General features: G+C 60.9%; 20 protein-coding genes. 10 read left to right on the forward strand and 10 right to left on the reverse strand.

Annotated elements, in window-relative coordinates; genetic code table 11:
* The 3 genes from SGJ19_10295 to argS form a co-directional block, all read left to right on the forward strand.
* The coding region (locus SGJ19_10295) for a PEP-CTERM sorting domain-containing protein (GenBank protein ID MDZ4780631.1) at positions 1–181 on the forward strand (181 nt) is incomplete at its 5' end.
* 165 nt (positions 182–346) lie between these two features.
* The gene (locus tag SGJ19_10300) at positions 347–679 is read left to right on the forward strand and encodes an iron-sulfur cluster assembly accessory protein (protein MDZ4780632.1); all 333 of its coding nucleotides are present in this window, start codon (positions 347–349) and stop codon (positions 677–679) included.
* 277 nt (positions 680–956) lie between these two features.
* Positions 957–2,963 carry an arginine--tRNA ligase gene (gene argS, locus SGJ19_10305; protein MDZ4780633.1) on the forward strand — a complete coding sequence of 669 codons (2,007 nt, stop codon included), beginning with the start codon at positions 957–959 and terminating at the stop codon, positions 2,961–2,963.
* A gap of 15 nt (positions 2,964–2,978) precedes the next feature.
* Here argS and sdhB read toward each other — a convergent pair whose 3' ends face one another.
* The 3 genes from sdhB to SGJ19_10320 all read right to left on the reverse strand — a co-directional run bounded on the left by sdhB (position 2,979) and on the right by SGJ19_10320 (position 6,897).
* Complete coding sequence (sdhB, locus tag SGJ19_10310) at positions 2,979–3,830, reverse strand: succinate dehydrogenase iron-sulfur subunit (protein MDZ4780634.1); 852 nt, start codon at positions 3,828–3,830, stop codon at positions 2,979–2,981.
* 175 nt (positions 3,831–4,005) lie between these two features.
* Positions 4,006–6,018, reverse strand: a complete 2,013-nt coding sequence (gene sdhA / locus SGJ19_10315; GenBank protein MDZ4780635.1) for a succinate dehydrogenase flavoprotein subunit — start codon at positions 6,016–6,018, stop codon at positions 4,006–4,008.
* Positions 6,019–6,090: 72 nt separating this feature from the next.
* Entirely contained in the window at positions 6,091–6,897 is an 807-nt protein-coding gene (locus SGJ19_10320; protein MDZ4780636.1) for a succinate dehydrogenase cytochrome b558 subunit, read from the reverse strand.
* Positions 6,898–7,264: 367 nt separating this feature from the next.
* On the opposite strand from SGJ19_10320, the gene SGJ19_10325 reads away from it, so the two are divergent.
* From SGJ19_10325 to SGJ19_10340, 4 genes are all read left to right on the forward strand, one after another.
* Positions 7,265–7,675, forward strand: a complete 411-nt coding sequence (locus SGJ19_10325; GenBank protein MDZ4780637.1) for a response regulator — start codon at positions 7,265–7,267, stop codon at positions 7,673–7,675.
* A 285-nt stretch (positions 7,676–7,960) separates the two neighbouring features.
* Complete coding sequence (locus SGJ19_10330) at positions 7,961–9,778, forward strand: polymorphic toxin-type HINT domain-containing protein (protein MDZ4780638.1); 1,818 nt, start codon at positions 7,961–7,963, stop codon at positions 9,776–9,778.
* A gap of 248 nt (positions 9,779–10,026) precedes the next feature.
* Complete coding sequence (locus SGJ19_10335) at positions 10,027–11,523, forward strand: hypothetical protein (GenBank protein ID MDZ4780639.1); 1,497 nt, start codon at positions 10,027–10,029, stop codon at positions 11,521–11,523.
* A gap of 223 nt (positions 11,524–11,746) precedes the next feature.
* Entirely contained in the window at positions 11,747–12,220 is a 474-nt protein-coding gene (locus tag SGJ19_10340; GenBank protein ID MDZ4780640.1) for a DUF4112 domain-containing protein, read from the forward strand.
* Positions 12,221–12,587: 367 nt separating this feature from the next.
* Here the strand turns inward: SGJ19_10340 and dxs are convergent, their stop codons facing one another.
* From dxs to aroC, 5 genes are all read right to left on the reverse strand, one after another.
* The gene (gene dxs, locus SGJ19_10345) at positions 12,588–14,504 is read right to left on the reverse strand and encodes a 1-deoxy-D-xylulose-5-phosphate synthase (GenBank protein ID MDZ4780641.1); all 1,917 of its coding nucleotides are present in this window, start codon (positions 14,502–14,504) and stop codon (positions 12,588–12,590) included.
* Complete coding sequence (locus tag SGJ19_10350) at positions 14,504–15,403, reverse strand: farnesyl diphosphate synthase (protein MDZ4780642.1); 900 nt, start codon at positions 15,401–15,403, stop codon at positions 14,504–14,506. Before SGJ19_10350 ends, dxs begins: the two co-directional genes overlap by 1 nt.
* Positions 15,404–15,460: 57 nt before the next feature.
* On the reverse strand, positions 15,461–15,838 hold the full coding sequence (gene xseB / locus SGJ19_10355; GenBank protein MDZ4780643.1) for an exodeoxyribonuclease VII small subunit: 378 nt from the start codon (positions 15,836–15,838) through the stop codon (positions 15,461–15,463).
* An 84-nt stretch (positions 15,839–15,922) separates the two neighbouring features.
* Positions 15,923–17,227, reverse strand: coding sequence for a hypothetical protein (locus SGJ19_10360; protein MDZ4780644.1), 1,305 nt, complete (start codon positions 17,225–17,227; stop codon positions 15,923–15,925).
* A gap of 373 nt (positions 17,228–17,600) precedes the next feature.
* The gene (aroC, locus tag SGJ19_10365; GenBank protein MDZ4780645.1) at positions 17,601–18,740 is read right to left on the reverse strand and encodes a chorismate synthase; all 1,140 of its coding nucleotides are present in this window, start codon (positions 18,738–18,740) and stop codon (positions 17,601–17,603) included.
* Between the two features lie 786 nt (positions 18,741–19,526).
* Between aroC and SGJ19_10370 the strand changes: the two genes are divergently transcribed.
* Positions 19,527–19,709: a hypothetical protein gene (locus SGJ19_10370; protein ID MDZ4780646.1), complete on the forward strand. Its 183-nt coding sequence runs from the start codon at positions 19,527–19,529 to the stop codon at positions 19,707–19,709.
* 39 nt (positions 19,710–19,748) lie between these two features.
* Here SGJ19_10370 and SGJ19_10375 read toward each other — a convergent pair whose 3' ends face one another.
* Entirely contained in the window at positions 19,749–19,940 is a 192-nt protein-coding gene (locus SGJ19_10375; protein ID MDZ4780647.1) for a hypothetical protein, read from the reverse strand.
* 166 nt (positions 19,941–20,106) lie between these two features.
* On the reverse strand, positions 20,107–20,556 hold the full coding sequence (locus SGJ19_10380; protein MDZ4780648.1) for a hypothetical protein: 450 nt from the start codon (positions 20,554–20,556) through the stop codon (positions 20,107–20,109).
* 574 nt (positions 20,557–21,130) lie between these two features.
* Here SGJ19_10380 and SGJ19_10385 point away from each other — a divergent pair.
* Entirely contained in the window at positions 21,131–21,328 is a 198-nt protein-coding gene (locus SGJ19_10385) for a cold shock domain-containing protein (GenBank protein MDZ4780649.1), read from the forward strand.
* Between the two features lie 865 nt (positions 21,329–22,193).
* A complete protein-coding gene (locus tag SGJ19_10390) occupies positions 22,194–22,724 on the forward strand; it encodes a PQQ-binding-like beta-propeller repeat protein (GenBank protein MDZ4780650.1) in 531 nt (176 codons plus the stop codon).
* Positions 22,725–22,929 lie beyond the last annotated feature (205 nt).

Raw genomic sequence — 22,929 nt, forward strand, 5'->3', positions numbered from 1 at the left:
CGCGGGGTTGGGCGATACGGACAACGACAACGATGTCGATATCACCGACCTCAACAACGTTCGTAACAACTTCGGCGCTGGTCAGCCGGTTGGCAGCCCGGTCCCCGAGCCCTCCACCGCCGTCTTGGCGTTGGGCCTCGGCCTGGGGTTGGCGGGCTGGTTGCGGCGGAAAAAGGCGTAGTCGGCGGTTTCGACCGACTGACGAAAACGGCTCAAGCGGCCCGGGTCAGCAATGGCCCGGGCCGCCGGCGTTTCCGGAAGCTCTCTTTTCTTTCCGGGCACGGTGGTATAATTTAGGCAACGATCCCTGCGAAAATTCATTCCCCCCTTGGGAGGAGCGGTTGCTATGGCAGTTCTGTTGAGCGAAAAGGCGGCCATCGAGGTCAAGAAGATCATCACCGAGCAGAAGCTCGAACCGGAAACCCTCCTGCGGGTGGCCGTCGTCGGCGGCGGCTGCAGCGGGTTCAGCTACAACCTCGGCTTCGACAAAACATACGACGCCCAGCAGGACAGCAAGTTCGATTGCCACGGCATCTCCGTGGTCGTCGACAAGAAGAGCGCCCTGTACCTGGACGGGACGACCGTCGACTTTTACGACGGCCTCGAAAAGCGCGGGTTCACCTTCGACAACCCGAACGCCGTGAAAAGCTGCGGCTGCGGCAGCTCGTTCCAGGCATAAGGTTCGTCGCCTTAGCGAGATTTCCAGCAAGCCGCGAAGCCATGGCTCCGCGGCTTGTTTTGCGCGCGGTCACAGAATAGACGCCGTTGGCGATAAGCCCAGGGAAGGCCCTCGAAGTCTGAGCTATCGGCGAAGCCTTCGGTGGCCTTCCCTGGGCTTGGACAGCGTTGGTGATGGATAGAACGCTCTGCGCCGCCGTCGCCTCCTACAGTCCGCAGCAAGGGCTTTGCTATACTGCGGCACTTTTGCATCGCACTGCCCTCGGGATCGGCCTGGCATGAATATTCTGGAAACCCTGCGCGGGCGGTTCGCCGAGGCGTTGCGCGTCGTCGCGCCGGGTCAGATTGACGATCTGGCGAAGTACCTCTCCATGATCCAGCGGAGCCAGGACGCCAAGTTCGGCGACTACCAGGCCAACTGCGCGATGTCGCTGGCCAAGCTGCTCAACAAGTCGCCGCGTGACGTGGCGAGCGAGTTGCTCATGGCCGCGCGACTTGACGACCTTTGCGACACTCCTGAAATCGCCGGGCCCGGCTTTATCAATCTCCGCCTGCGCGATGATGTGCTGTCCGAACGCGCGAACTCCGCCATCGGCGATGCGCGCGTCGGCGCACCGCCTGCCGCTCGTCCGGCGACGTTCGTCGTCGACTTCTCGGCGCCGAACGTCGCCAAGCCGATGCATGTCGGGCATATCCGTTCAACGGTGCTCGGCGATTGCCTGTACCGCGTGTTGCAGTTTCTGGGCCACCGCGTGATTGGCGACAATCACATCGGCGACTGGGGCACGCAGTTCGGGATGATCATTTACGGCTACCGGAACTTTCTCGACCGGGAAGCTTATGCCAAGCAGCCGGTAACGGAATTGGCGCGGATCTACCGGCTGGTGAATCAACTGGTGGACTACCAGGAGTCGGTCGCCGCATTGCCGACGGCGGAACAAGAAATAGCCGTGGCCGCGCGGCGCGTGGATGAGCTCTCGCGGCGCACCGAGCCGGATGATCCAAAGGCCAAGAAAGAAGCCGCCAAGGAACTGCGGAGCGCGAAGGAAGCGCTCACCGGCGCCAAGGAAAAGCTGACCGGATACTCGGCCAAGATCGAGACGGTGAACAGTGACGCGCAATTCGCGGCGCTGGCCGCGAAACACGCGGGCATTGGCGTCGCCGTCCTCGAAGAGACGGCCAAGCTGCACGCCGGCGATCAAGAGAATCGCCGCCTCTGGGAAGAAATCCTCCCGCCGTGTCGCGATGAAATTGACGAAATGTACCGCCGCCTGGGCGTAGAATTCGACGTGACGCTCGGCGAAAGCTTTTACCACGATCGACTCGCCACGGTCGTCGAGCGCCTCGTGCAACATAGCATCGCGCGGGAAAGTGATGGCGCGAAGTGCGTCTTTTTCGAGGGGAGCGAGACGCCGATGATCGTGCAAAAGCGCGACGGGGCGTTTCTGTATGCGACGAGCGACTTGGCGACGATTCAATATCGCATGGAAACCTGGAGTCCCGACGCGATTCTGTATGTTGTGGGTACGCCACAGAGCCTGCACTTCGAGCAGTTGTTCGCCGCGGCCCGTCGCTGGGGTAGCGCGACCGGCGAGTGGAGCGATGATGTCAAACTAGTCCACGTGGCCTTCGGCAGCGTGCTCGGCGAGGATGGCAAGATCTTTCGTACCCGCGCCGGCGGCACGGTTAGCCTGGCGGACTTGCTGGACGGCGCTGAGGCGAAGGCGCTCGAAATCGTCAGTGCCAGTGATGACGCGAAGCCGGGAGGCGCGGAACTCTCGACTGAAGAGCGCCAACGCGTCGCGGAAGTGGTCGGCGTGGGGGCGATCAAGTACGCGGACCTGTCGCACAATCGCACCAGCGACTACGTCTTCAGCTACGACAAGATGATGGCCACGACCGGCAATACGGCCACGTATTTGCAATATGCGTACGCGCGGGTGCAAAACATCTTCGCGCGCGGCGAAGTCAACGTCGACGCACTGCGCCAAAGCGGCGCGAAAATTACCTTCACGTCGCCAGCTGAGCGCGCCTTGGCACTCGAAGTGCTACGCTTTGGCGAAGCGGTCGAATCCGTGGTGTCGGACTATCGCCCGAATCAACTCACGAGCTATCTTTACGACCAACTCGCGCAGTGTTACTCCCGATTCTACGAAGCCTGCCCGGTGCTCAAAGCGGATACGCCGGAGCAACGCGTAAGCCGGCTATTGCTTTGCGACCTCACCGCCCGCGTGCTCAAGCAGGGCCTGGCCCTGCTCGGCATCGGCACGGTAGAGCGGATGTAGCAGCGGCGTTCCCGACTACGCCCCGAACCAGCGCTTGATCGCGTGGACCGTCAGCGCGCGGCCGGCGCGGCCGATTGACGTTGTGAGCGGGATCTTCTTCGGGCAAACCGCCACGCAATTCTGGGCATTGCCGCAGACCTGCACGCCGCCCGGCGCGGCCAGCGCGTCGAGGCGTTCGGTCGCGTTCAATTCGCCGGTGGGATTGACGTTGAACAGCATGGCCTGGCTGATGGCATGCGCGCCGATGAACGACTCGTCGTACGTCGCCGCTTGACGTTGGGCGAAGGCCTCGGTCGTTTCATTTTCGCCCTGCTTCATTTCCACCTTGAGATACTGCGGGCAAGCGTCCAGGCAGCAGCCGCAGCTCATGCACTCGCTGAGGGGGTAGGCCTGCTCCTGCTGGGCCTGCGATTGCCGCGGGCCAGGGCCGAGGTTGTAGTAACCGTCGACCGGGATCCAGGCTTTGACTTTTTGCAGGGCGCGGAACAACCGGGAGCGATCGACCATCAGATCGCGCACGACGGGGAACTTGCCCATCGGCCGCAACTCGATCTCGGTCGCATTGTCCTCGAGCAGCCGATCGACCAGAGCCGAACAAGCCTGGCGAACGCCGCCGTTGATGACCATCGTGCATGCGCCGCAGACTTCCTCCAGGCAATTGCAGTCCCACGCGACCGGCGCGACCGCCTTGCCATCCGCGGTTTCCGCGTTGGCGGCAATCTTTTGCAGAACGCTGATCACGTTCATGTCCGGTTCGTGCTCGACGCGGTGGCGCTCCCAATAGCTGGGGCCGCCGGGCGCGTCTTGCCGCAACACCCGCACGTGAAATTCGCGCGGACCATGGTGATGAGCGTGCGTATCGGTCATGGAATCATCCTGAAGCGTGTTAAAATCTCACTACATTGACGTAGCAAGAATTTCTAAGTTCTAAATCGGAATGACGAATCAAATTCGAATGACCGAATGTCGAATGATTCAATAAGACTGTGGCTGCCTCAGCAGCCATTCGTCATTCCGATTTAGAACTTAGAAATTCACTCAACTAGTGCGTTGCCGCGAGTTTTCCCGTCGCCGTTGCTCCGGCCCCGTTGCCGGTCGCCGCGGTTTTTTGTTGTTGACGTTCGCGCCAGACTTCTTCGATCAGTTCCGCGCCGACCAGGCCATACAACCTGGGGCGGGGCGGAATCAGCGAAGTGTCGACGTCTTCGTACACGAGCGTCGGCTCGCCGTCGGCGTCCAAGCTGGCGACCGTCGATTTGAGCCACTTAGCCGTGTTTTCCTCGAAGCTGATGCACCACTTCTCGGCCTGACGGCGGCGTTCGCTGGCGTCCTTGGCGTCGAGTCCCGGCATCGAGTAGTCCGGTTTGAAGTGCGCGCCGCGACATTCATCGCGCTGCAGCGCGCCCTTGAGGATCGTCTTCGCCAGCGGGAACATGTCCACGACCGCCTTGGTGAAGACGACGTTCTGGTTGGTCCACTTGCCGGTATCGGAGAGCGAACAGCGCTGTGCACGTTCCGCGAGTTCCGACACCTTCGCGTAGGCCGCGCGCAAGTCGTCGTTCTTCCGCACCACGGTCGCGGCCCGTGTCATCACGTTGCCGAGTTCCAGGTGTAACAGGTACGGATTTTCGCCGCCGCCGGCGCGGGTTAGCAACTGCTGATGCGCCTGCTCATGCTCGCGGCGCGCGCCGTCGTACAGCGACGATGGCTGAGCTGCCGCGTTGCCGCCGGGAATGGATTTGATCCAGTTTTCAATGCCCGGCGCGACAATCAAGCCGCTGAAAATGCAGCTCAGTAGAGAGTTCGCGCCCAATCGATTGGCGCCGTGGTACTGGTAGTCGCATTCGCCGATGGCGTAGAGGCCGGAAATGTTGGTGACTTGATTCTTGGGGGAGCCAACGCGCAAACCACCCGTGGCGCTGCGCTCGTAGTCGACCCACAGTCCGCCCATCGAGTAGTGGACGGCGGGGAAGATTTTCATCGGCTCTTCGCGCGGATCGACCCCTTGGAATTTTTCATAGATATCCAGGATGCCGCCGAGCTTCTGATCCAAGACCTGCCGCGGCAAGTGCGTCACGTCGAGGTAAACGCTCATCCGGTCCGGATCGACCGACAGGCCTTCGTACGTGCAAACGCTGAAGATTTCCCGCGTGGCGATATCGCGCGGCACCAGGTTGCCGTATTTCGGATACCGATCTTCGAGGAAGTAGTACCGTTCCGACTCGGGAATCGAACGCGCTGCACGCTGATCGTTCGGCGTTCGCGGCACCCATACGCGGCCCCCTTCGCCACGAGCGCTTTCGCTCATCAGCCGCAGTTTATCCGCGCCTGGCACCGCGGTCGGATGCACTTGAATGAACTCGGCGTTGCCGTATTTGGCGCCAGCGCGGAAGCAACGGCTCGCGGCGCTGCCGTTGCAGACCATCGACATCGTCGAGCGGCCGTAAATCAATCCGCAACCGCCGGAACCGACGATCACCGCATCGGCCGGGAACGCGCGAATCTCCATCGTGACGAGATCCTGCGCCACCGCGCCGCGACAAACGCCATGGTCGTCGAGAATTGGTCCCAGGAAGTCCCAAAACTCATACTTCTTGACCTTGCCGGCCACTTCCCAGCGCCGCACCTGCTCGTCGAGCGCATACAGCAATTGCTGGCCCGTCGTGGCGCCGGCGAAAGCCGTGCGCTTGAACATTGTGCCGCCGAAACGGCGCTGATCGCGAAAGCCTTCCGGCGTGCGATTGAACGGTACGCCGAGCCGGTCCATTAGATCGATGATCTTCGGCCCCCACTCGACCATTTCTTTGACCGGCGGCTGGTGCTGGAGAAAATCGCCGCCGTAGACGGTGTCGTCCAGATGCAGCCACTCGTTATCGCCGAGCTGCCGCGTTTGTTCGTTGACGCTGTTGATGCCCCCTTGGGCGCAGACGCTGTGGGAGCGCTTGACCGGCGTCAGGCTCATCAAATCGACGGCGACGCCCAACTCGGCCAGCTTCATCGTCGCGGCCAACCCGGCCAACCCGCCGCCGACCATGAGAACCCGTTCGTTCGCCATCTGATTCACCTTCCGAGATACGCCGCTCGATCGCGGCTGTTGAGTCCTGACTTCACGCGGCGACGCGATACGCTATTGTCGTTCACTTGCCGGCAGTCGCGCCGCGGTTGAAGCGTTTTCTTCGTCGAGGGTCGGTTCGTCAGCGTCCTGTGCATTCGCTTCCGGCGCTGCTGTCGCCGCGGCTTCCGGCACTTCGACGGTGCTGAACCCAAACAGCGCGCCCAGGCCGACGATCGAGAGCAACAGACCGAACGCCATACAGATGTAGTCGGCCCGCTTCTGCGCGGCTGGCGTCACCCAGACGCCCCAAGTGATGCCCATCGTCCAAATGCCGTTCGCAAAGTGGTAGACGCTCGCGAGAACGCCGATGGCGTACAGCAGGCGGACGACAATCGGCTGCAGGGCCAACGCAGCGCTGTTCGTAGCGTTCTCCGGTTCGAATTGCCCGCCGCCGAGCGGCTTCACGACGTTTTCCATCCACGGCTCCACGTGAAACCAGCCGTGCATGTGGAAGACGTGATAGAGAATAAAGAACAACGCGATCCAGGCTGTGGCGCGCTGCAGCGTATAGCGAACATTGTTCGCGTACGGATAGCTGCTGGTATTCGGCATGCCTGACCGCACGATCATCACGCCGACGACGGCGTGAAAAATCAGCGGCAGGAAAATGAACGTCCACTCCACGAGCGGCAACAGCGGCCCGAGCGAGTGGATGAGATTGACGTTGTCCTGAAAGATCTGACTCCCGCCCAGAACGCTGGCGTTCGTGACCAGATGGACGCATAAATACGCGCCCACCGGAATCAGGCCGCTGAGCGAATGCAGGCGGCGAATCAGAAACTCGTGACGAACCAAGAACGGCGCCGTCGAAGCGTCCACAGTCTTCCTTTCCGGTGTCCGGCCTGAGCTGGCAAAGCGTCGGAACAAGCAGGTTTGGCGTCCGAACTGCCATCTCCATCGGTAGTATAGGGATGCGACGCAACCTTACAAGACTGCCCAATTGGCAGCAATCGCCGCTATCCTCTTGGGATTGCGAAGGTTACGCAAATCCCGCACTTTCTCTTCCGATTCAAGCTTTCGCATGTTACAAGAAAAGGTGGGGACTGGACTTACGCACTCGCCGTGAAGTTCGCCGACGCCTGCCGCACAATTTGGCACTAGACTTGCTTTTCCATGAGGCAGCGGATGCCATTGTTAGTTTGTGGCAATTGAACCGTTCAGGTAAACCGGCAGCAAGGGTTTTGACGTGATCCGGACTTGGCCGTCCATTTTGATCACCGATGATGACGACGCCCTCCGGGAGGCGCTGGGGACCGTCTTTGCCCCGCGCGGCTTCAAAGTTCACCTGGCCAGCGATGGCGAATGGGCGCTGCGGATTATTCGCTCGGAACCGGTCGACATCGTTTTGCTCGACATGCACATGCCACGGCTCACGGGACTGGAGACGATTCGCCAGCTGAAACAGTTCAAGGCGGATCTTCCCTGCATCTTGATGTCGGCCGACGCCGACGACGCGCTCGTGCGCCAAGCACAACAGGCTGACGCGTACGCTGTGCTGCGAAAGCCAGTCTCCGGTTGCCAAGTCTCGCGCACGGTTTGCGATGCCCTCGCCCAAGCCTACGATTGGCCGCCGGGCTTCGAGCAGCACTTCGCTTAGCCACAGTCTCCTTTCGCTCCACGAAAGGGCTTTACCTTTCGCGGAGCGAAAGGAGACTGTGGCTGTCTCTTCGCCGGCCCGTTGGTCACTCGCGGCGAATTCTTTCGCGCGACTCCGGAAAAGTGTTGCCTTTTCCGGTAGGAAAACCTTATATTCGCTCACAGCGGCGTGTTGGGCGTCGTTCTAGCCTCGGACCGGCGTGCTCTGTCGTCGATGTAACCGCGCTTGTTGCGCGGCGAGGTTCGTTGTTTCACTACGCTCAGGTCTCAGGAACAGGGGACTGCGATGCGCATTGCATTGTTGTTGGGAGCGGTAAGCTGTTTGGGCTGGATTTCGACCACGGCTCTCGGGGCGGCGCCGGCGAAAAAAACTGCGCCGCAGGCGAAGCCGGCGATTGCCAAAGAGAATCTGGTGGAACTGGCGCTCCGCGCTGAAGTCCGCGGAGATCGCGAGGCGCGCGAAGAATTTCTCAAGCAAGCCCTGCAGGCCGCGCCGGACGACGCCGCGGCGCACTGGCATGCCGGCGATGTCTGGCACGACGACGCCTGGCTGAAGCCGAGCGAAGTCGCCGCGCGTTTGGTTGACGACCGGCGGCTTATTGAATACCGGAATACGCGCGACGGTTACCCAGACACAGTCGCCGGGCAACTGGACTTAGCGCATTGGTGCGCGCGAAGCGGGTTGCACGATCAGAAACGAGCTCATCTGACACGCGTCTTGGAGTTGAACCCCAGTCACGTCGCTGCCCGCCAGGAACTTGGTTTCCGCTGGGTGGACGGCGTGTGGCTTTCTCCGGAGGAGATCGCCGCGTCCGGTCGCCGCGCGGCACTTGCCGAGCGCTCGCTGGAAATGTGGTCGCCGAAACTCTTGAAGCTCCGCGATACGCTGGAACGGCGCAGCCCACAACAACGCGAAATTGCGCGGGAACGCTTGTTGGAAATCCGGGAGCCAGAGGCCATTCCAGCACTTGAAGCGGTATTTGGCGCGTACAGTGAGCCGGCGGCGCTCGCGATGCTCAAGGTCATCGCGGCCATGTCAGGTTCCGACGCCACGGCAGCTTTGGCTCGGCAAGCGGCGCTTTCGCCGTCGGACGCCGTTCGCGTGGAAGCTGCGGACCAGTTGCGCAGTCGTCCGCAGGTCGAATACGTACCAGTGTTATTGTCTGGCATTTACTCGCCGGTTCAATCGCGAAGCGAACTGTACCGATTTCCGGACGGTCGGCTGTTGTATCAGCACGCTTACTATCGCGAGGGAATGGATCAACATGAGGTGCAGTTCACGGAAACCGTGTTCTGGCGACGCCCGGCGAATTTCGCGCCCGGCCGCCGCAACGCGATCGTCGCAGGTTACTCGCTGAAAGAATTGATCCAAACACACAATTATTTCACGCGACTGGCGGCGGCGCGCGATCAAGCGGCCGTAAGTCAAAATGCCTACAACGAGGAAATGACCGTTCGGGCGTCGCAAGCACTGACGACCGCCACGGGTCAGGTCAATCCGGCGAACGCCGCGGATTGGTGGAATTGGTGGAGTGATCGCAATGAAGTTGCGTTGTCCTCCGCGGACAAAGCAGTGGATTTTCGCTACCGCTACGAGCTGGATGTGCCCCTCTCTACGGCCGTTCAAACTTGGTTGCCTCGGCAGTCGTCGTGTCTAGTGGCCGGAACTTTGGTGTCGACAGATACAGGGGCCACGCCGATCGAACAACTCCGTCACGGCGATCGCGTCTTGGCCCAAGACCCCGTTACAGGGGAACTCACATTCAAACCCGTGCTGAAAACTACGCACCGCGATCCCGTGGAAACGCTCTGCATCGACGCCGGCAACGCCGGTTCGCTCACTTGCAGCGGCGGGCACATGTTTTGGGTCGCCGGCAAGGGCTGGGTGCGCGCGCGAGTCATGGAGCCGGGAATGATCCTGCATACGCTCGACGGACCGCATGAAGTTCGCTCGGTCAAAGTATGCCCTCCGGCCGAGGTGTTCAACTTGATCGTCGCCGATTTCCATTCCTACTTCGTCGCGGACGGCCGCTGGCTCACGCATGACAACACGCCCCAATCGCCGACCGACACGATTGTGCCAGGCTTGCTCGCCACGCGCTAAACGACACAAGGGAGTGCGGACAGGATGTCCGACTCATCGCGAGCCGAGGGGGACGCTCCTCTCGGCTCGCTCGATTTACTCGTGCGTCAACAACTAGACTGTGGGAGGCGTCTCCGACGCCGATGAAGAGGGCATCGATTGTCGTATCGACGTCGATAGCGACAACGACGTTTGTTCCATCGGCGTCGGAGACGCCTCCCACAGTCAAAATTGGTTTCGTGACGCTTCGCATGACCAGGGAGGGTTCCTTGTTTACACGATTGGCGTTCATCTCACTGCTCCTGTTCGTCGCTCCGCTGCGAGCGCAGGTCCGCGACACGACGCCGCCGGTCGATGGCGATGACACCATCGTTGCCTTGCGCGATTTTCAAACGCGGCTCGAAGCGCACTACGGCGGCTACCGCAACATCCCGCTCCACGTGAAGGCCGCGTACTTCGAGTGGGAGCTCGCCCGGTATCACCGCACCGAGCACGGTCAGGTTTACAATCGCGTTGAACTGTCCGACCAGCCCGGCGTGCGGCCGATCACCATTCCGGGCTCCGATACTTCCACCTGGAACGGCGCGCTGCTGGCGGCGATGTCATACAAATACGCCGTCACGCATGACGCGACCACGCTCCAGCAGATCGCCGACCTGGTCCGCGGACTGCACTTCTTCTTCGAAGTCACCAGGCAGCCGGGTTTGATGGCCCGGTCGATCAGTCCGGCCGAGGGACGCGTGTTCGAAGAAATGCGTCCGAATGAGTATGTCGCGGCGGACGGTAGAAAGTACTTCTATCGCAACGATCCCGCCAAGGGAACGTATAACCAGATCGCGGGCGGCTACGCGGCGCTCTGCATGTATGCGCTCGATGACCTGCCGCCGGAAGTGCGCGGGATGGCGCTGGCCGACATGCACGCCATGGTGCTGCATGTGATCGAAACCGGCTATCATCCGACGGAACGCGGCGGGCGCAAGACTCGTTATGGCGACATGCAACCGTTCGCGGGGCCGCTCGGCGTGCCATTCAATGCGCAAGTGGCATACGAAATCATCGCGCTCGGCTACAGCTTTCCGCCGGACGATCCGCACCAGAAAGAGGTGATCCGGCGGGAGTTCGTCAAATTGCGCGGCGAAAAGCACGTCTACTACATCGACCCCTGGCTGAGCCTGGTCCGTCCGCAAGAAGTGGCCGCCAGCCCGTTTCTGAAAGGCATGAACGATCGCAACCACGTAATCAACGCGGCGTTCGTCGGCCTGATGCTGGAACGCAACCACGCCCATCGCCACAACGAGGCGTGGAACAAGAAGTTCATGTACGAGCTCGGCCAAACGATGTTCTGGGGGATGCAGGCCCTCGACGGCCAGCGTCACAGCCTCGGCACCTTCATGTGGGCCGGCATGCTCAGCGACCAAGGCGTCTTCGACGCCATTGTCGAACGCCGCAAGAACACCGCCCGCGCCCAGATCGAACGCAACCTGCCGGACGTGGTCGAACAACTACGGCGATACCGGCTCGACCGGTTCATCTATCCCGGCGCGGAAATCGAGCAGCCGGCGCCGGTCTGGAATGACGCGATGAAGCCCGACGACAGCTATTGGAAAGTGAACCCGCGCCTCGTCTGGCAACCGAATGGCCCCGCGACGAACACCTGCTACTGCGCGATGGACTATCTTTACGCGTACTGGCTGATGCGGCACTTCAAGCTGGACGAGACGCCGGTGGTAAGGAAGTACCACGCGGACGTGCTGGGGCGGGAGTAGGAACATTCGGTTGTGGATGGTTAAGCCCAGGGAAGGCCCTCGGAAGCGTGGATGATAGCTAGGCTTCCGAGGGCCTTCCCTGGGCTTTTGTTGCGGCAACACACTCGTCTCGCGAGGAACTCGCGCCTTTTTCTTCCGTCCCAGCTGCATAGGATTAGACGGAATGCCGAAAACGCTCATCCCGCTGCCGCCGAACGAATACACGCGCCGCGAATCCGCCCAGGTGGATCCGCGGATCGAGCAGTTTGCTCATTGGCTTGATAGTCAATTCGCCATCCCGGGCACGAATATCCGGTTCGGTCTGGACGCCATCCTTGGGCTGTTTCCGGCGATCGGCGATTTCCTGCCGGCGATCGCCTCGCTCTACATCCTGTTTTCGGCATCGAAGTACGGCGTCCCGCGCTCGACGCTCGTCCGGATGGCCGCCAACATCGCCTTCGACTACGTGGCCGGCGCCGTCCCCGTCGCCGGCGACGTCTTCGACGTCTTCTGGAAAGCCAACGACCGCAACGCCGCGCTCCTGGCAAAACACGTCAACGCCGCGCCCGAAGAGCAACGCAAGGTTCAGCGGGACGACCGGCTGTTCGTCTTCGCCATCGCGGCGGGGTTGATGGCGATCCTCGGCATCAGCATCGCGGCCAGCTGGTTCGGGCTTTACATGCTGGTGAAACTGCTGAGCGCGTCTGTTTCCGTTTGAACCGCGGAGGCGCTGAGACGCGGAAGAGAGGAGAGGCGGAGAGGAGGATTTGAACCGCGAAACACGCGAAATGACGCGAAAAGTAGGAATGACGGAGGACGTAGGGCGGGCCGTGCAAAGAGAAAAGGCGTTTTAACTTGTTGCGCTTCGGCCTTACCGCGAACGAGCGCCGACAAGAAAGCGTAAGGCCCGCCGTTGTGGAAACGGCGGGCCTTACGCCTTGAAGTACAATGCACGTTGCGATAGGCGAGACTACCTGAGGACAATTCGTCAACTCCGCGCACGGCCCGCCCCTACAATACTTTTTCGCGATATTTTGCGTGTTTCGCGGTTAAGTCCTGTGCGTCTTTGCGCCTCCGCGGTTCAATCAACTCACCCGCCGGCGCTCCGGCGTCTTCACCGGCTCGCAGCGGGTGGCCATCTCACGCGCAGCAGCGGCAATACCATTGGCGTCCAAGCCCAAATCCGCGAGCAATTCCCCTCGTTCGCCGTGTTCGACGAAGTGATCCGGGATGCCGAGGCGTTTGATGTTCGCGGTGTCGAGTCCCGCGTCGCAGGCGGTTTCCAGCACCGCGCTGCCGAAGCCGCCCATCAGGCAGCCTTCTTCGACGGTGAGCACGAACGGCGCGTGTTCGATGGCGCGGAGGATCGTATGCGTATCGAGCGGCTTGACGAACCGGGCATTGATCACGCCGACGTCCAAGCCTTCGCTACGGAGCTTCGTGGCCGCCTTTACCGCTTGCGGCAGGAGCGCGCCGCAGCAGACGATCATGCCATCGTCGCCCCATTCCAGCACTTCGGCGCGGCCCAATTCGATCGGCGCGACTTCTCGGGCGATTGTTTCCGCATTGCATTTCGGATAACGGATCGAGCAAGAGGAATCGTGGCCCAGCGAGAAATCGAGCATCGCGGTCAAATCGGCCTCGTCGCCGGGGGCCATCACGACCATGTTCGGGAAGACGCGCAGGTACCCGATATCAAACACGCCGTGATGCGTGGGGCCGTCCGGCCCGACGACGCCGGCGCGATCGAGCATCAGCGTGACCGGCAGGTTTTGCAACGCGACTTCCTGGAACAGCTGATCGTAGCTGCGTTGCAGGAAGGTGCTGTAGATGTCGACAATCGGCCGCAACCCGCTCTTGGCCATGCCGGCCGCAAAGGCCACGGCGTGCGATTCGCAGATGCCGGTGTCATAGAAGCGGTCGGGCACGGCGTCGCGGACGCGTTCCAGCTTGTTGCCTTGACACATCGCCGCGGTCAGCACGACCACGTGCTCATCGCGCTGCATGGCGGCCAGGATCGCGTCACTGGCGACATCGGTATAAGCGCGGGTGCTCGATTTCTTGATCGAGATGACGCAATCATCTTCGCGGACAAACGGCGCAGGCGTGTGGAAGAAGACCGGGTCTTCGGCGGCCGGTTTGAAGCCGTGCCCTTTTTCGGTCATCACGTGCAACAGCACGGGTCCGTTCACTTCCTTGACGAGCTTGAGGTATTTCTTGAGTTGCCCGATGTTGTGCCCGTCGATGGGGCCGATGTAGCGGAAGCCCAGCTCCTCGAACAGCATGCCGCCGTGCAGGCCAGCCTTGATCGATTCCTTGGCCTGCCAGAGTAGTTTCTCCATTCCCTCGCCGACCATCGGCACGTGCATGAGCGCTTTCTGCACCTCGGTCTTGAGGCCCATATAAAATGGGTTCACACGCAACCGGTCCAGGTAATCGGCCACGCCGCCCACGCGGGGACAGATCGACATTTGGTTGTCGTTGAGGATCACCAGCAGCTTCTTCTTCAGGCCGCCGGCGTTGTTCATTGCCTCAAAGACAATTCCAGACGGAAACGCCCCGTCGCCAATCACGGCGACCGAGTGCCGGTCCGATTCGCCGAGCAAGTCGTCGGCCGCCTTCATGCCGAGCGCGGTCGAAACGCTGCAACCGGCGTGGCCGGTCATGAATAGGTCGAAGTCGCTCTCGGCCGGGTTCGGGTAGCCCATCAGGCCGCCTTTGACCCGCATGGTGCTGAATTCGTGATACCGCCCAGTGATGAGCTTGTGCGGGTAGATCTGATGTCCGGTGTCCCAGATCAGCCGGTCACGTCGGAAATCGAACGCCGTGTGGAGTGCCAGGCACAACTCGACTACACCCAGATTCGATGCGAAGTGCGCAGTGCGATCGGAGACGAGATTACAGAGCACGTCGCGCATTTCGGCGGCGAGAGCTTCCAACTCGGCCGTCGAAAAGCCGGTCAGATCGCTGGGCGATTCGACCTTGGACAACAGCGGATGCATCAACGATCCCTTTCCAACACGTAGCGAGCCAGTGCTTCCAAGCTGGCGGCTCGCGGCCCCAGTCCGGCCAAAGCCGTGCATGCCTCGTCAACGAGCGCTACGGCCCATTGACGGCTCTCTTCGATTCCGAGCAACCCCGGGAAGGTGAGTTTGCCTCGCCCGGCGTCTTTCCCCACGCGCTTCCCGAGCGCGGCCTCGTTCCCCTCTACGTCCAGCAGGTCGTCAGAGATCTGGAAGGCCACGCCGAGCGCCGCGCCGTAGTCTTCCAGAGCCCTGAGTTGTACGTGATCGGCCCCCGCGGTGATCGCTCCCAATTTCAGCGACGCCAGAAACATCGCGCCGGTCTTGCGGCGGTGAATCGACTTGAGCGACTCCAGGTCGTTCGCCGCGTCGACGCCCGCCAGATCATCCGCTTGTCCGCCGACGAGCTGCGCCGCTCCCGCCGCCTTCGTCAATTCACGGCAGCAAGCCAATGCCGCCTGCGCCGGTCGCACGTCGTGTGCCAGGACTTCGAAAGCCAGGGTCAACAACGCGTCGCCCACGAGAATCGCCAGGCCATCGCCGTAGACCTTATGACAGGTCGGGCGACCGCGGCGCAGGTCGTCGTCGTCCATGGCCGGCAGGTCGTCATGAACCAGCGAATAGCAGTGGACCATCTCGACCGCACACGCGGCGGTCAGCGCCGCTTCGTCGGAATCTGAACCGCAAGCCTCGGCCGCCATTAACACCAGCAGCGGCCGTAAACGCTTGCCGGGAGCCAACAAACTGTAAGCAATCGCTTCGCGCAGCCGGTCCGGGCAGCCATCCGGAAGACGGTCGATGTAGCTCCGCAGCGCGGATTCGACGCGCGGCGTCCGTGCGGCGACGAGCTGCGGAAACGAAGCGACCGAGGCGCTCACCGTGTTTGTGGCAGAAACCCTGCCGCCCCCAGGGGATGCGATTTCACAGTCCCCATTCTAAAACAGCGCGGGCGGTTCGTCTATCTGGGGGGGATCGCTCACTTTGGGTTTCGGCCGCTCGGCCTTGGTCCGGTTATGCCCGGCGGACCGTTTGCGGGAACGCTGCTGCCCCTCGTCGTCGGTGGCCGTGTCGTCGAACGCGGCCGTGATAGGGTTTCCCTCGACGTCGACGCCGCTCAGCAGCTCGATTTTCCGCTCCGCCCGCTCCAGCAACTGGTGGCAATCCTTGAGCAACCCGACGCCGGTTTCGTACCGGGCCAGGGAGTCGGCGAGGCCGAGTTTGCCCTCTTCCAGATCGCGGACGATATCCTCCAGACGCGCCAGCGCCTGCTCAAAACTCGGGGGAACGGATTCGTCAGGGGCGTCGGCAGGCATAGCGGAATCGATCGAGAGCGGAGGAAACAACCGCCCCGCATCATCGAATCCGGCGCTGGGTCCGTCAATCAGGGAGCTTGCGGCCTAAGGTTCGCCAGCAGTGGACTGGCGGAGTAGATTTTTCGGGGCGGTTTGGGCCGGCTCCTTTGGACGCCACGGACTCAGTTGACCGGCGGCCGGGAGCGGCAGCCAACTCGCCAGCCAGAACGATTCGTGCGCGGCGGCGATCCGGGGACCGGCAGTCGGGAAAAGCAACTGAACCGCGTATGCTAGTGATACGCGCGTCCCCTTCGCCGGCGCAACTAAGATCGGATCCCCATCTTCGTTCAAGAGCGGAATTTGCCCGGGCTCGACAAGTCCGGTTAACTCAATTGCTCCCTCGTGAAGATCGAATTGTACCAAGAGCTGGCTGTATTTGATGGTTTCAAATCGCCGCTCATCGAGTTCTTGTTTCGAATAGTCGCAACGAAATTGAAACCCGCCCGAAACGTCGCTGAGAAACCCGACGCCGATTTCGCCGCCCGTCGCGCCAAACTTTCCCTTCGCCGCGACGAGTTTTCCGTTCCTGAATTGCGCTGACTCGATCTCCAAAGCGCCATTGCCCGTCAGCTGTTGCTTCGTGTGCCGGTTGACGAGTGTCTCCAGATCGATCTGATCCACGGTTCCACGGATGCCAGCGTCCCAACTATCTTCGCTCTGCGCGACCTGCACCACGCCGCGGAATGTCGACGCCGTTCCCAGCGCCCGCGACCGTGGAAAAAATGCATTCAGCGTCGCGAGAGGAAGCTCGCGCTTCTCCGTATCGAACGACAGGCGAAACGTTCGATTCGCTTGATCCTGTTCGACGTGCAGGGCGATTTCCTGACCGCCCGTTGGCTGAAAGCGAATCAACGCCTTGCCCGCGGACTCCACGTTCCAAGCCTCCGCGCGCGTCAGCGACCATTGTGCGACGACTTGCTTGTTTCCGCCGATCACGCTTATTTCGCAGGGCTCAATCTCGACGCCCGCTGCCGCGGCGCTGGCGAACGACGACTTCAACGCATGGACAATCGCCTCGGCGCGTTGCGCATGAACTGTCACTGCGACGGGCGCGATCCGCAGTCGCGAGCCTTGCTCGGTCAGCGTGCATAAATCGACTTGGGCCACCAAATCGCCGGAGTCGACGTCATGGAATCGCAGTCCTTCCCAGCGCACCTGTCCGGGGGCCGGGTAGCTGATTCGATCCCATTCCACATCGACGCCCAGCGTTTGGCGCAACGAAGATTGCCAAAGCGCCTCGGACTGCGCGGAATTCCGCCACACAGCTGCCGCCAGCACGGCGCAGCACGGCGAGATCGCTATCAGGAGAAACAGCACGCGACAGAAACGCCGCCGATTCGTTTCGTTCATGTCCGCCACCATCCGTGGTTAGCAAAGGCGCTACCGTTCCCAAGTTGTGGCACGGTCTCCCGACCGTGTCACCGGCCCGACCGAAGGTCTCCACTCGTCGTAATCGCGTACCGTGGCACGGTCTCCCGACCATTGGTATCTACACAACTTTTTCCGGGCATCCGGAAGTAACCACGAAAAACACGAACGTCTCGTCGAGTATTGGATTGAGCTGGAAGTGCCAAAGGGACGTCGGCTAGTCGATCTGCCTTCAAATGGCCACCGCAAGTTTGCCAAACATCCCAAACTTTCGTGCCTTTCGTGCTTTTCGTGGTTCCTTCCGAGCTGTGTAGATACCAATGGTCGGGAGACCGTGCCACAACATACTGCGCGGCTACCGCTCGCGGGCCAGCTTGTGGAACAACTCCCAACGGGCTTTCATCTCCGTCACGCTGTCGCCGCCGAATTTCTCGACCAGCGCCGCGGCGATCTCGAAGGCCACGACGTTTTCCAAAATCACCCCCGCCGCGGGCACCGCGCACACGTCGCTGCGTTCGTAGGCCGCGTTTTCGGATTCCTTCGTATCGAGGTTGATCGATTCCAACGGTTTGCGCAGCGTGCTGATCGGCTTCTTCGCCGCACGAATCACCAGCGGTTGGCCGTTCGTCATACCGGCTTCTAGGCCGCCGGCGTTGTTCGTCGGCCGCGCATAGCCGAGATTCGCGGATTCAATCTCATCCGCATGGAATTGAATCGGGTCATGCACTTCCGATCCGCGACGCCGCGATGCTTCGAAGCCAAGCCCGATCTCCACCCCTTTGATCGCTTGCACCGCCATCACCGCTTGCGCGAGCCGGCCGTCCAGCTTGCGATCCCACTGCGCGTGCGTGCCCAGGCCGAACGGCAATCCCTCGACACGGACTTCCAACACGCCGCCCAGCGTATCGCCGTCTTTGCCGCATTGATCGATGAGCGTCTTGATCTCGTCGTCCTGATCCGGATTCAGCGAGTACAACTCGCTCTTATCGCGCGCGATGCGCTGTTCTTCCAAGGAACCAGGCAAAGGGGCGATCTTCACCCCGCCCAACTCGACCGTGTAGCCAAAGGCCGTGATGCCGAACTCCGCCAGCAACTGCTTCGCCAACGCCCCGGCCGCGACCCGGACCGTGGTCTCGCGAGCGCTGGCGCGTTCCAGCACGCCGCGAATGGAACCGAGGTACTTGATCGCACCGGTCAGATCGCCATGCCCTGGACGCGGGCGGGAAAGATCGCCCAAGCGTTCCAGTTTGTAGTCGCGATTGACGACCTGCAACGCCACGGGGCTGCCGATCGTAATGCCCTGCCAAACGCCGGATAGGACCTCGACGCGGTCGGTTTCGATCCGCTGACGACCGCCGCGACCATAACCCCCCTGCCGGCGCCGCAGTTCCAGGTCGATCAGGTCGGTGTCCACCGCCACGCCAGCCGGAAAACCGTCAACCAGCGCTACCAGCGCCTTGCCATGAGACTCCCCGGCGGTCCAATAACGTAACATCGCGCGCCACACAAATCGGCCAGCGGGCGCCCTCGCGCAGCCACCGCGCGAAACGTCCGAACCACTTACCCGGTTTAATCTTAGCTTACCGACGAAGCCGGGAACAGGCCGATCGCATCGCCGTCCGCGGACCTATCGCGACCACCGGCCGGACTGATCGTGGAACAGAGGGAAGCGCTCGGAGGGCTTACTCTCGCGAACCCTGGATGTTACATTTTGTGTCTCGATTCTGCCCTGGAAACGCTCCAAAGCAGCGTCGGGGTCCGACCAAGGACCGTAATGGGTCAGCTTCCCGCTGAACTTTTTGACCCAATGCCGGTGGCATGGGCGATCAAGGAAACCCTGGACAGACGTTCTAGCTTGGTATTTATGGGTGAAGTGAGGTGGTGTATCGGGTGTCGCAACACCCGGTTTGCTGTAGCGCCAGGTGTAGTCGGACGACACGCGCACCGACCGCTACCTCGATAACCCCTGAAAACAAGGCAAATACAATCACGGCGGCGTAGCTCAGTTGGTTAGAGCAGCGGAATCATAATGGTTGTCTGCCAGATTCCGCGAAGTGCCTAAATGCCGCATCGAAGGCTTGTTTTCCAGGCTCAAACGCCCGTCGACCGTTTTGCAACTTGGTTGTACTTAGCGGGTGTCATGGTTACTTGCAGGTGTCACTGACACCAGCCGTAGAGCGTTCTAAAGGCACGTGGACACTTGGGATCGGCAAAAATGGGGCCGCCCAATTCTTTAGACGTTGCCCTGAAAACCAGCGGAGCCGTGAGCTACCCTGCCGGCATGGCCACCATCACACGCGACCTACGCGACCACCTAGAAGCCAACATCGCCCGGTGCCAAGAATCGCCAGACCCTCGGGCGCTACTGCTGGAGCAACTGAGGCAGCTACGCGGCGAGTTTGACCGCGCTGACCTCGTCCGGATGTATGGTGAAGCGGTAAGGCGGTTGGAACTTGGCGCATAAAAAACCCCGCCCCAGTAAGCCAGGGGCGGGGAGTCCGGCTTAACGAAGGCCAGAGATGCGCTTCGTCTCTGCGAGGAACTTGTCGAAGCCTGGCAAGGGTTCGCCGGGCTCCTCGAAACCGGGCAGAGTACGCCCGCCATCGAGCAGCAGTCCAGCCGCCGCAACGAGGAGCCCGAAGCCCCCCGCGACCTGCTCCAGTTCTTCCGCCGACACCGTCAAGAACTCGTTCATTTCAGAATCTCCATTTGCCCCAAGATTGGTTGACGGCTACGCGCCGGCTGGGGCGAAGGCCGCGCGCAGCGCCAGCAGCAATGTTGTCGTCTGCGGCATCCCCTCATTCGCGGCAGTTGGGACGCTGTGACAACGCGCGCGGTATTTTTCGTTGTCGTGCCCTCGTTCAGTTCTCCTCACCTGTTGGGTTTAAATCACTTGCTGCCAATAATCGCCATTCGTCGCCAACCACTTCCAGCACTCCCTTGAACACGCCCTCGATGGGTTTGCCCTTCATTCCGTCCGACAGCGTCGCGCTGACAAGTCCGGCGCAAATCAACAACAATCGACCCAGCAATTTCTCGCACTGCTCGCTTTCCCGTTCGTGAATCTCAGCAGGTTGTTTTTCGATAACGACACTCCCGTCGCCATTCAGGAAGCCAATCGTTCTCGTTCGAGGAAGATTGAGACTGAACAGCAGTCGGTAAGCCGCAGCACCTGCCAATGTCACCAGATCGCTTACTGGCCTTTCGTCGCTAAAGTCGACTTGGTCCCCGGGAACGAGCGGCTCGCCGTCTTCCATGGCGTTCAGAAAGTCGATGGCACGTGACCGATCAAATTCAAATGAAACTTTCATTGTTTTCCTCACGCATTGGTCAAAATTCGACCACACTTTTGGTTATTGCCTCTGCCGTCCGTGCCCATAGTAACGACGTGAGATGCAACTCTTACTACCTTCCAGGCGCGGATCGGACTTCTGATGCGGGGTCCGATCCTCCGTTTGGTTTCGTGCCTAAGGGACTGGGCAACGTCTACCTGAAATCGGGCTGAGCGTTCTTGCAGGCGGTCGGCCCGATTTCGTTTTCTGACCTATCTTTCCTAAACAGTTGGGCCGTCGGAATGTGGTGCGCGAATTCCGACGGCCTTTTTTTGCGATTCGTCCCGCCGTTTGCTGCGTCTTCAAGCGGGTGACGGAAGCCCAACTGCGGGCACTCCGCCTCGGCCGGGTTTTACCACTGGCCTGGTCGAGGTTTCCGAATCTCGGGACGCCGAAAGCTACGTTCATTTCTCTTCACTTGTTGACAGACGCGGCTCAAAAGGCACGCGCGGTCCCTGGGCGCTCAGTCCCTTACCGTTATCATGACGGTGACGGAACGGCACTTCGCCGCCACGCCAGGGTTGAGACACAAGCCAAAAAAACGAGACATGACATGGCCACAGGCACGATCAAGAAACTGACGGACAAGGGTTTTGGATTCATCAAGACCGATGGCGACAAGGATTTGTTTTTTCACTCCAAGAGCCTCGTGGGCGTGGAATTCGACGACTTGCAGGAAGGGCAAAAGGTCACCTACACGGCGGGGTCGGGACCGAAAGGTCCCTGCGCCGAAGACGTCAGGCCAGCCTAGACAAGATGAGTGCCGAGTCATTGTCATGAAGTCATGATCTTGGCCGGCTGTAGCTGAGCAATTGAATTCGGGCTGATCGCTCTTGCAGGCGGTCGGCCCGATTTCGTTTTGTGAGATACAGTTGACTGCTTCCTTTGGGGGCCGCCAGACAACTGGGGAGATGTCCGGCGGCCCTTTTTTTGCGCCCTATCGCCAAGCCATCTCCTAGTAATTTCGTTTGACCGAAGTTTTTGTCTCCCATGGTCCGATCTCAATACTGTGAGGACCGCCTCCTCGCACCTTCCTACAGGGACCGGCTTTCCGATGCGGGGAGTCGGTCCCTGGTTTGGTTTCCGGCCTAACACGATGCCCAAGGTTTAATCCTCAACCCACTCGGCGTCGTCCAGTTCGCAACACAGCTTGGGCGGCTCAACCTTTCAAACCCAGCGCGTGCGGCTGGTCGGCGTGCACGAACGCCAACGAAGCGATTGATGACGACTTCCTGGATCGTCCCGCGGCCCGAATTCACCAGCCGGCGCGGAAAGTACACGTCCCTAAAAAAGTCCGCCAATGTCTGGTCGGATAGCGCCATGGAAACCTCCAGGCGCAGGGCGAGCCAGCAAAGTTCGCCGATAGCCACAAGCCCAGTCAGAAAGGGCGGAATCGGCGGGCCAGAAAAGCCCAAGACGGAACGCACGCGCGTCGATAGAATCCCGCCAGCCAGACATTGCAGCAACCCGGCGATGTTGGAGCCGTGAGGCACTCTTGTGGTCAGGTATCAGGCCAGCGTGGGAGTTACTAGCTCCTGCGTCGGCCGTGTTGTGGAAACGTTCATCGGTCTAACCGGGCGGGCGTGGATTGCAAGGGAATATCGCGCCTCGTCCCATTGCATCCTGCACCTCTCAATTTAACCTTCGACGTCGAAGTGGAACCGTCGTCAATTCTCGGTAAAGGCGATGCCATGTGGGAATGTCAGAAGTGCCATGAACGACTGGAGGATCAATTTGGCGCGTGCTGGAACTGTGGCGCGCCCAGGAGTGATGGGGGGATAAACGCCGCTGCTGCGTCCGACGATGTAGAAACTGGCGGGGCGGCGCGGTCAATCGGACAGCTCATTTTTGTCGGGTTGAACGGTTATGCTTTGGCTCTGGACCGTGACTCCGGCGAAATCGTCTGGTCCAATGACAAGATGCGGTCGGGCTACGTGACGCTGCTGCTCGATGGCGACCGTTTGATTGTCTCGACCAACGGTTACATGTACTGCTTGGACCCTCTCACTGGGCAAATCCAGTGGCATAACCCTCTGACTGGCTATGGTGCGGGGACACCGACCGCTATCACTTCAGTGCGAGGGCAGAACTCGGCAAGTCTGATTCAACAGGCGGCGAACCAGATTAACCAGAGATCAAGTGAATAGGCGGCCGCGACGATTCGTTGCCCCAGGCCAACTCCACGCCCTCTCTCCCTCGACGTATCAAACCATGTCACGGGGCGTTTGAACGCACCCTGGCGGGATACGGCGTCGGATCTTTGTTGCTGCGACGCTGCGACTATGGTACTCCTACGCTTGAATAGTCGGACGATCCCGCGGGTTGGTGGAAAGCCTGCCCGGCCGTCATAAC

The sequence above is a fragment of the Planctomycetia bacterium genome (genome assembly GCA_034440135.1).
Lineage (GTDB): Bacteria > Planctomycetota > Planctomycetia > Pirellulales > JALHLM01 > JALHLM01.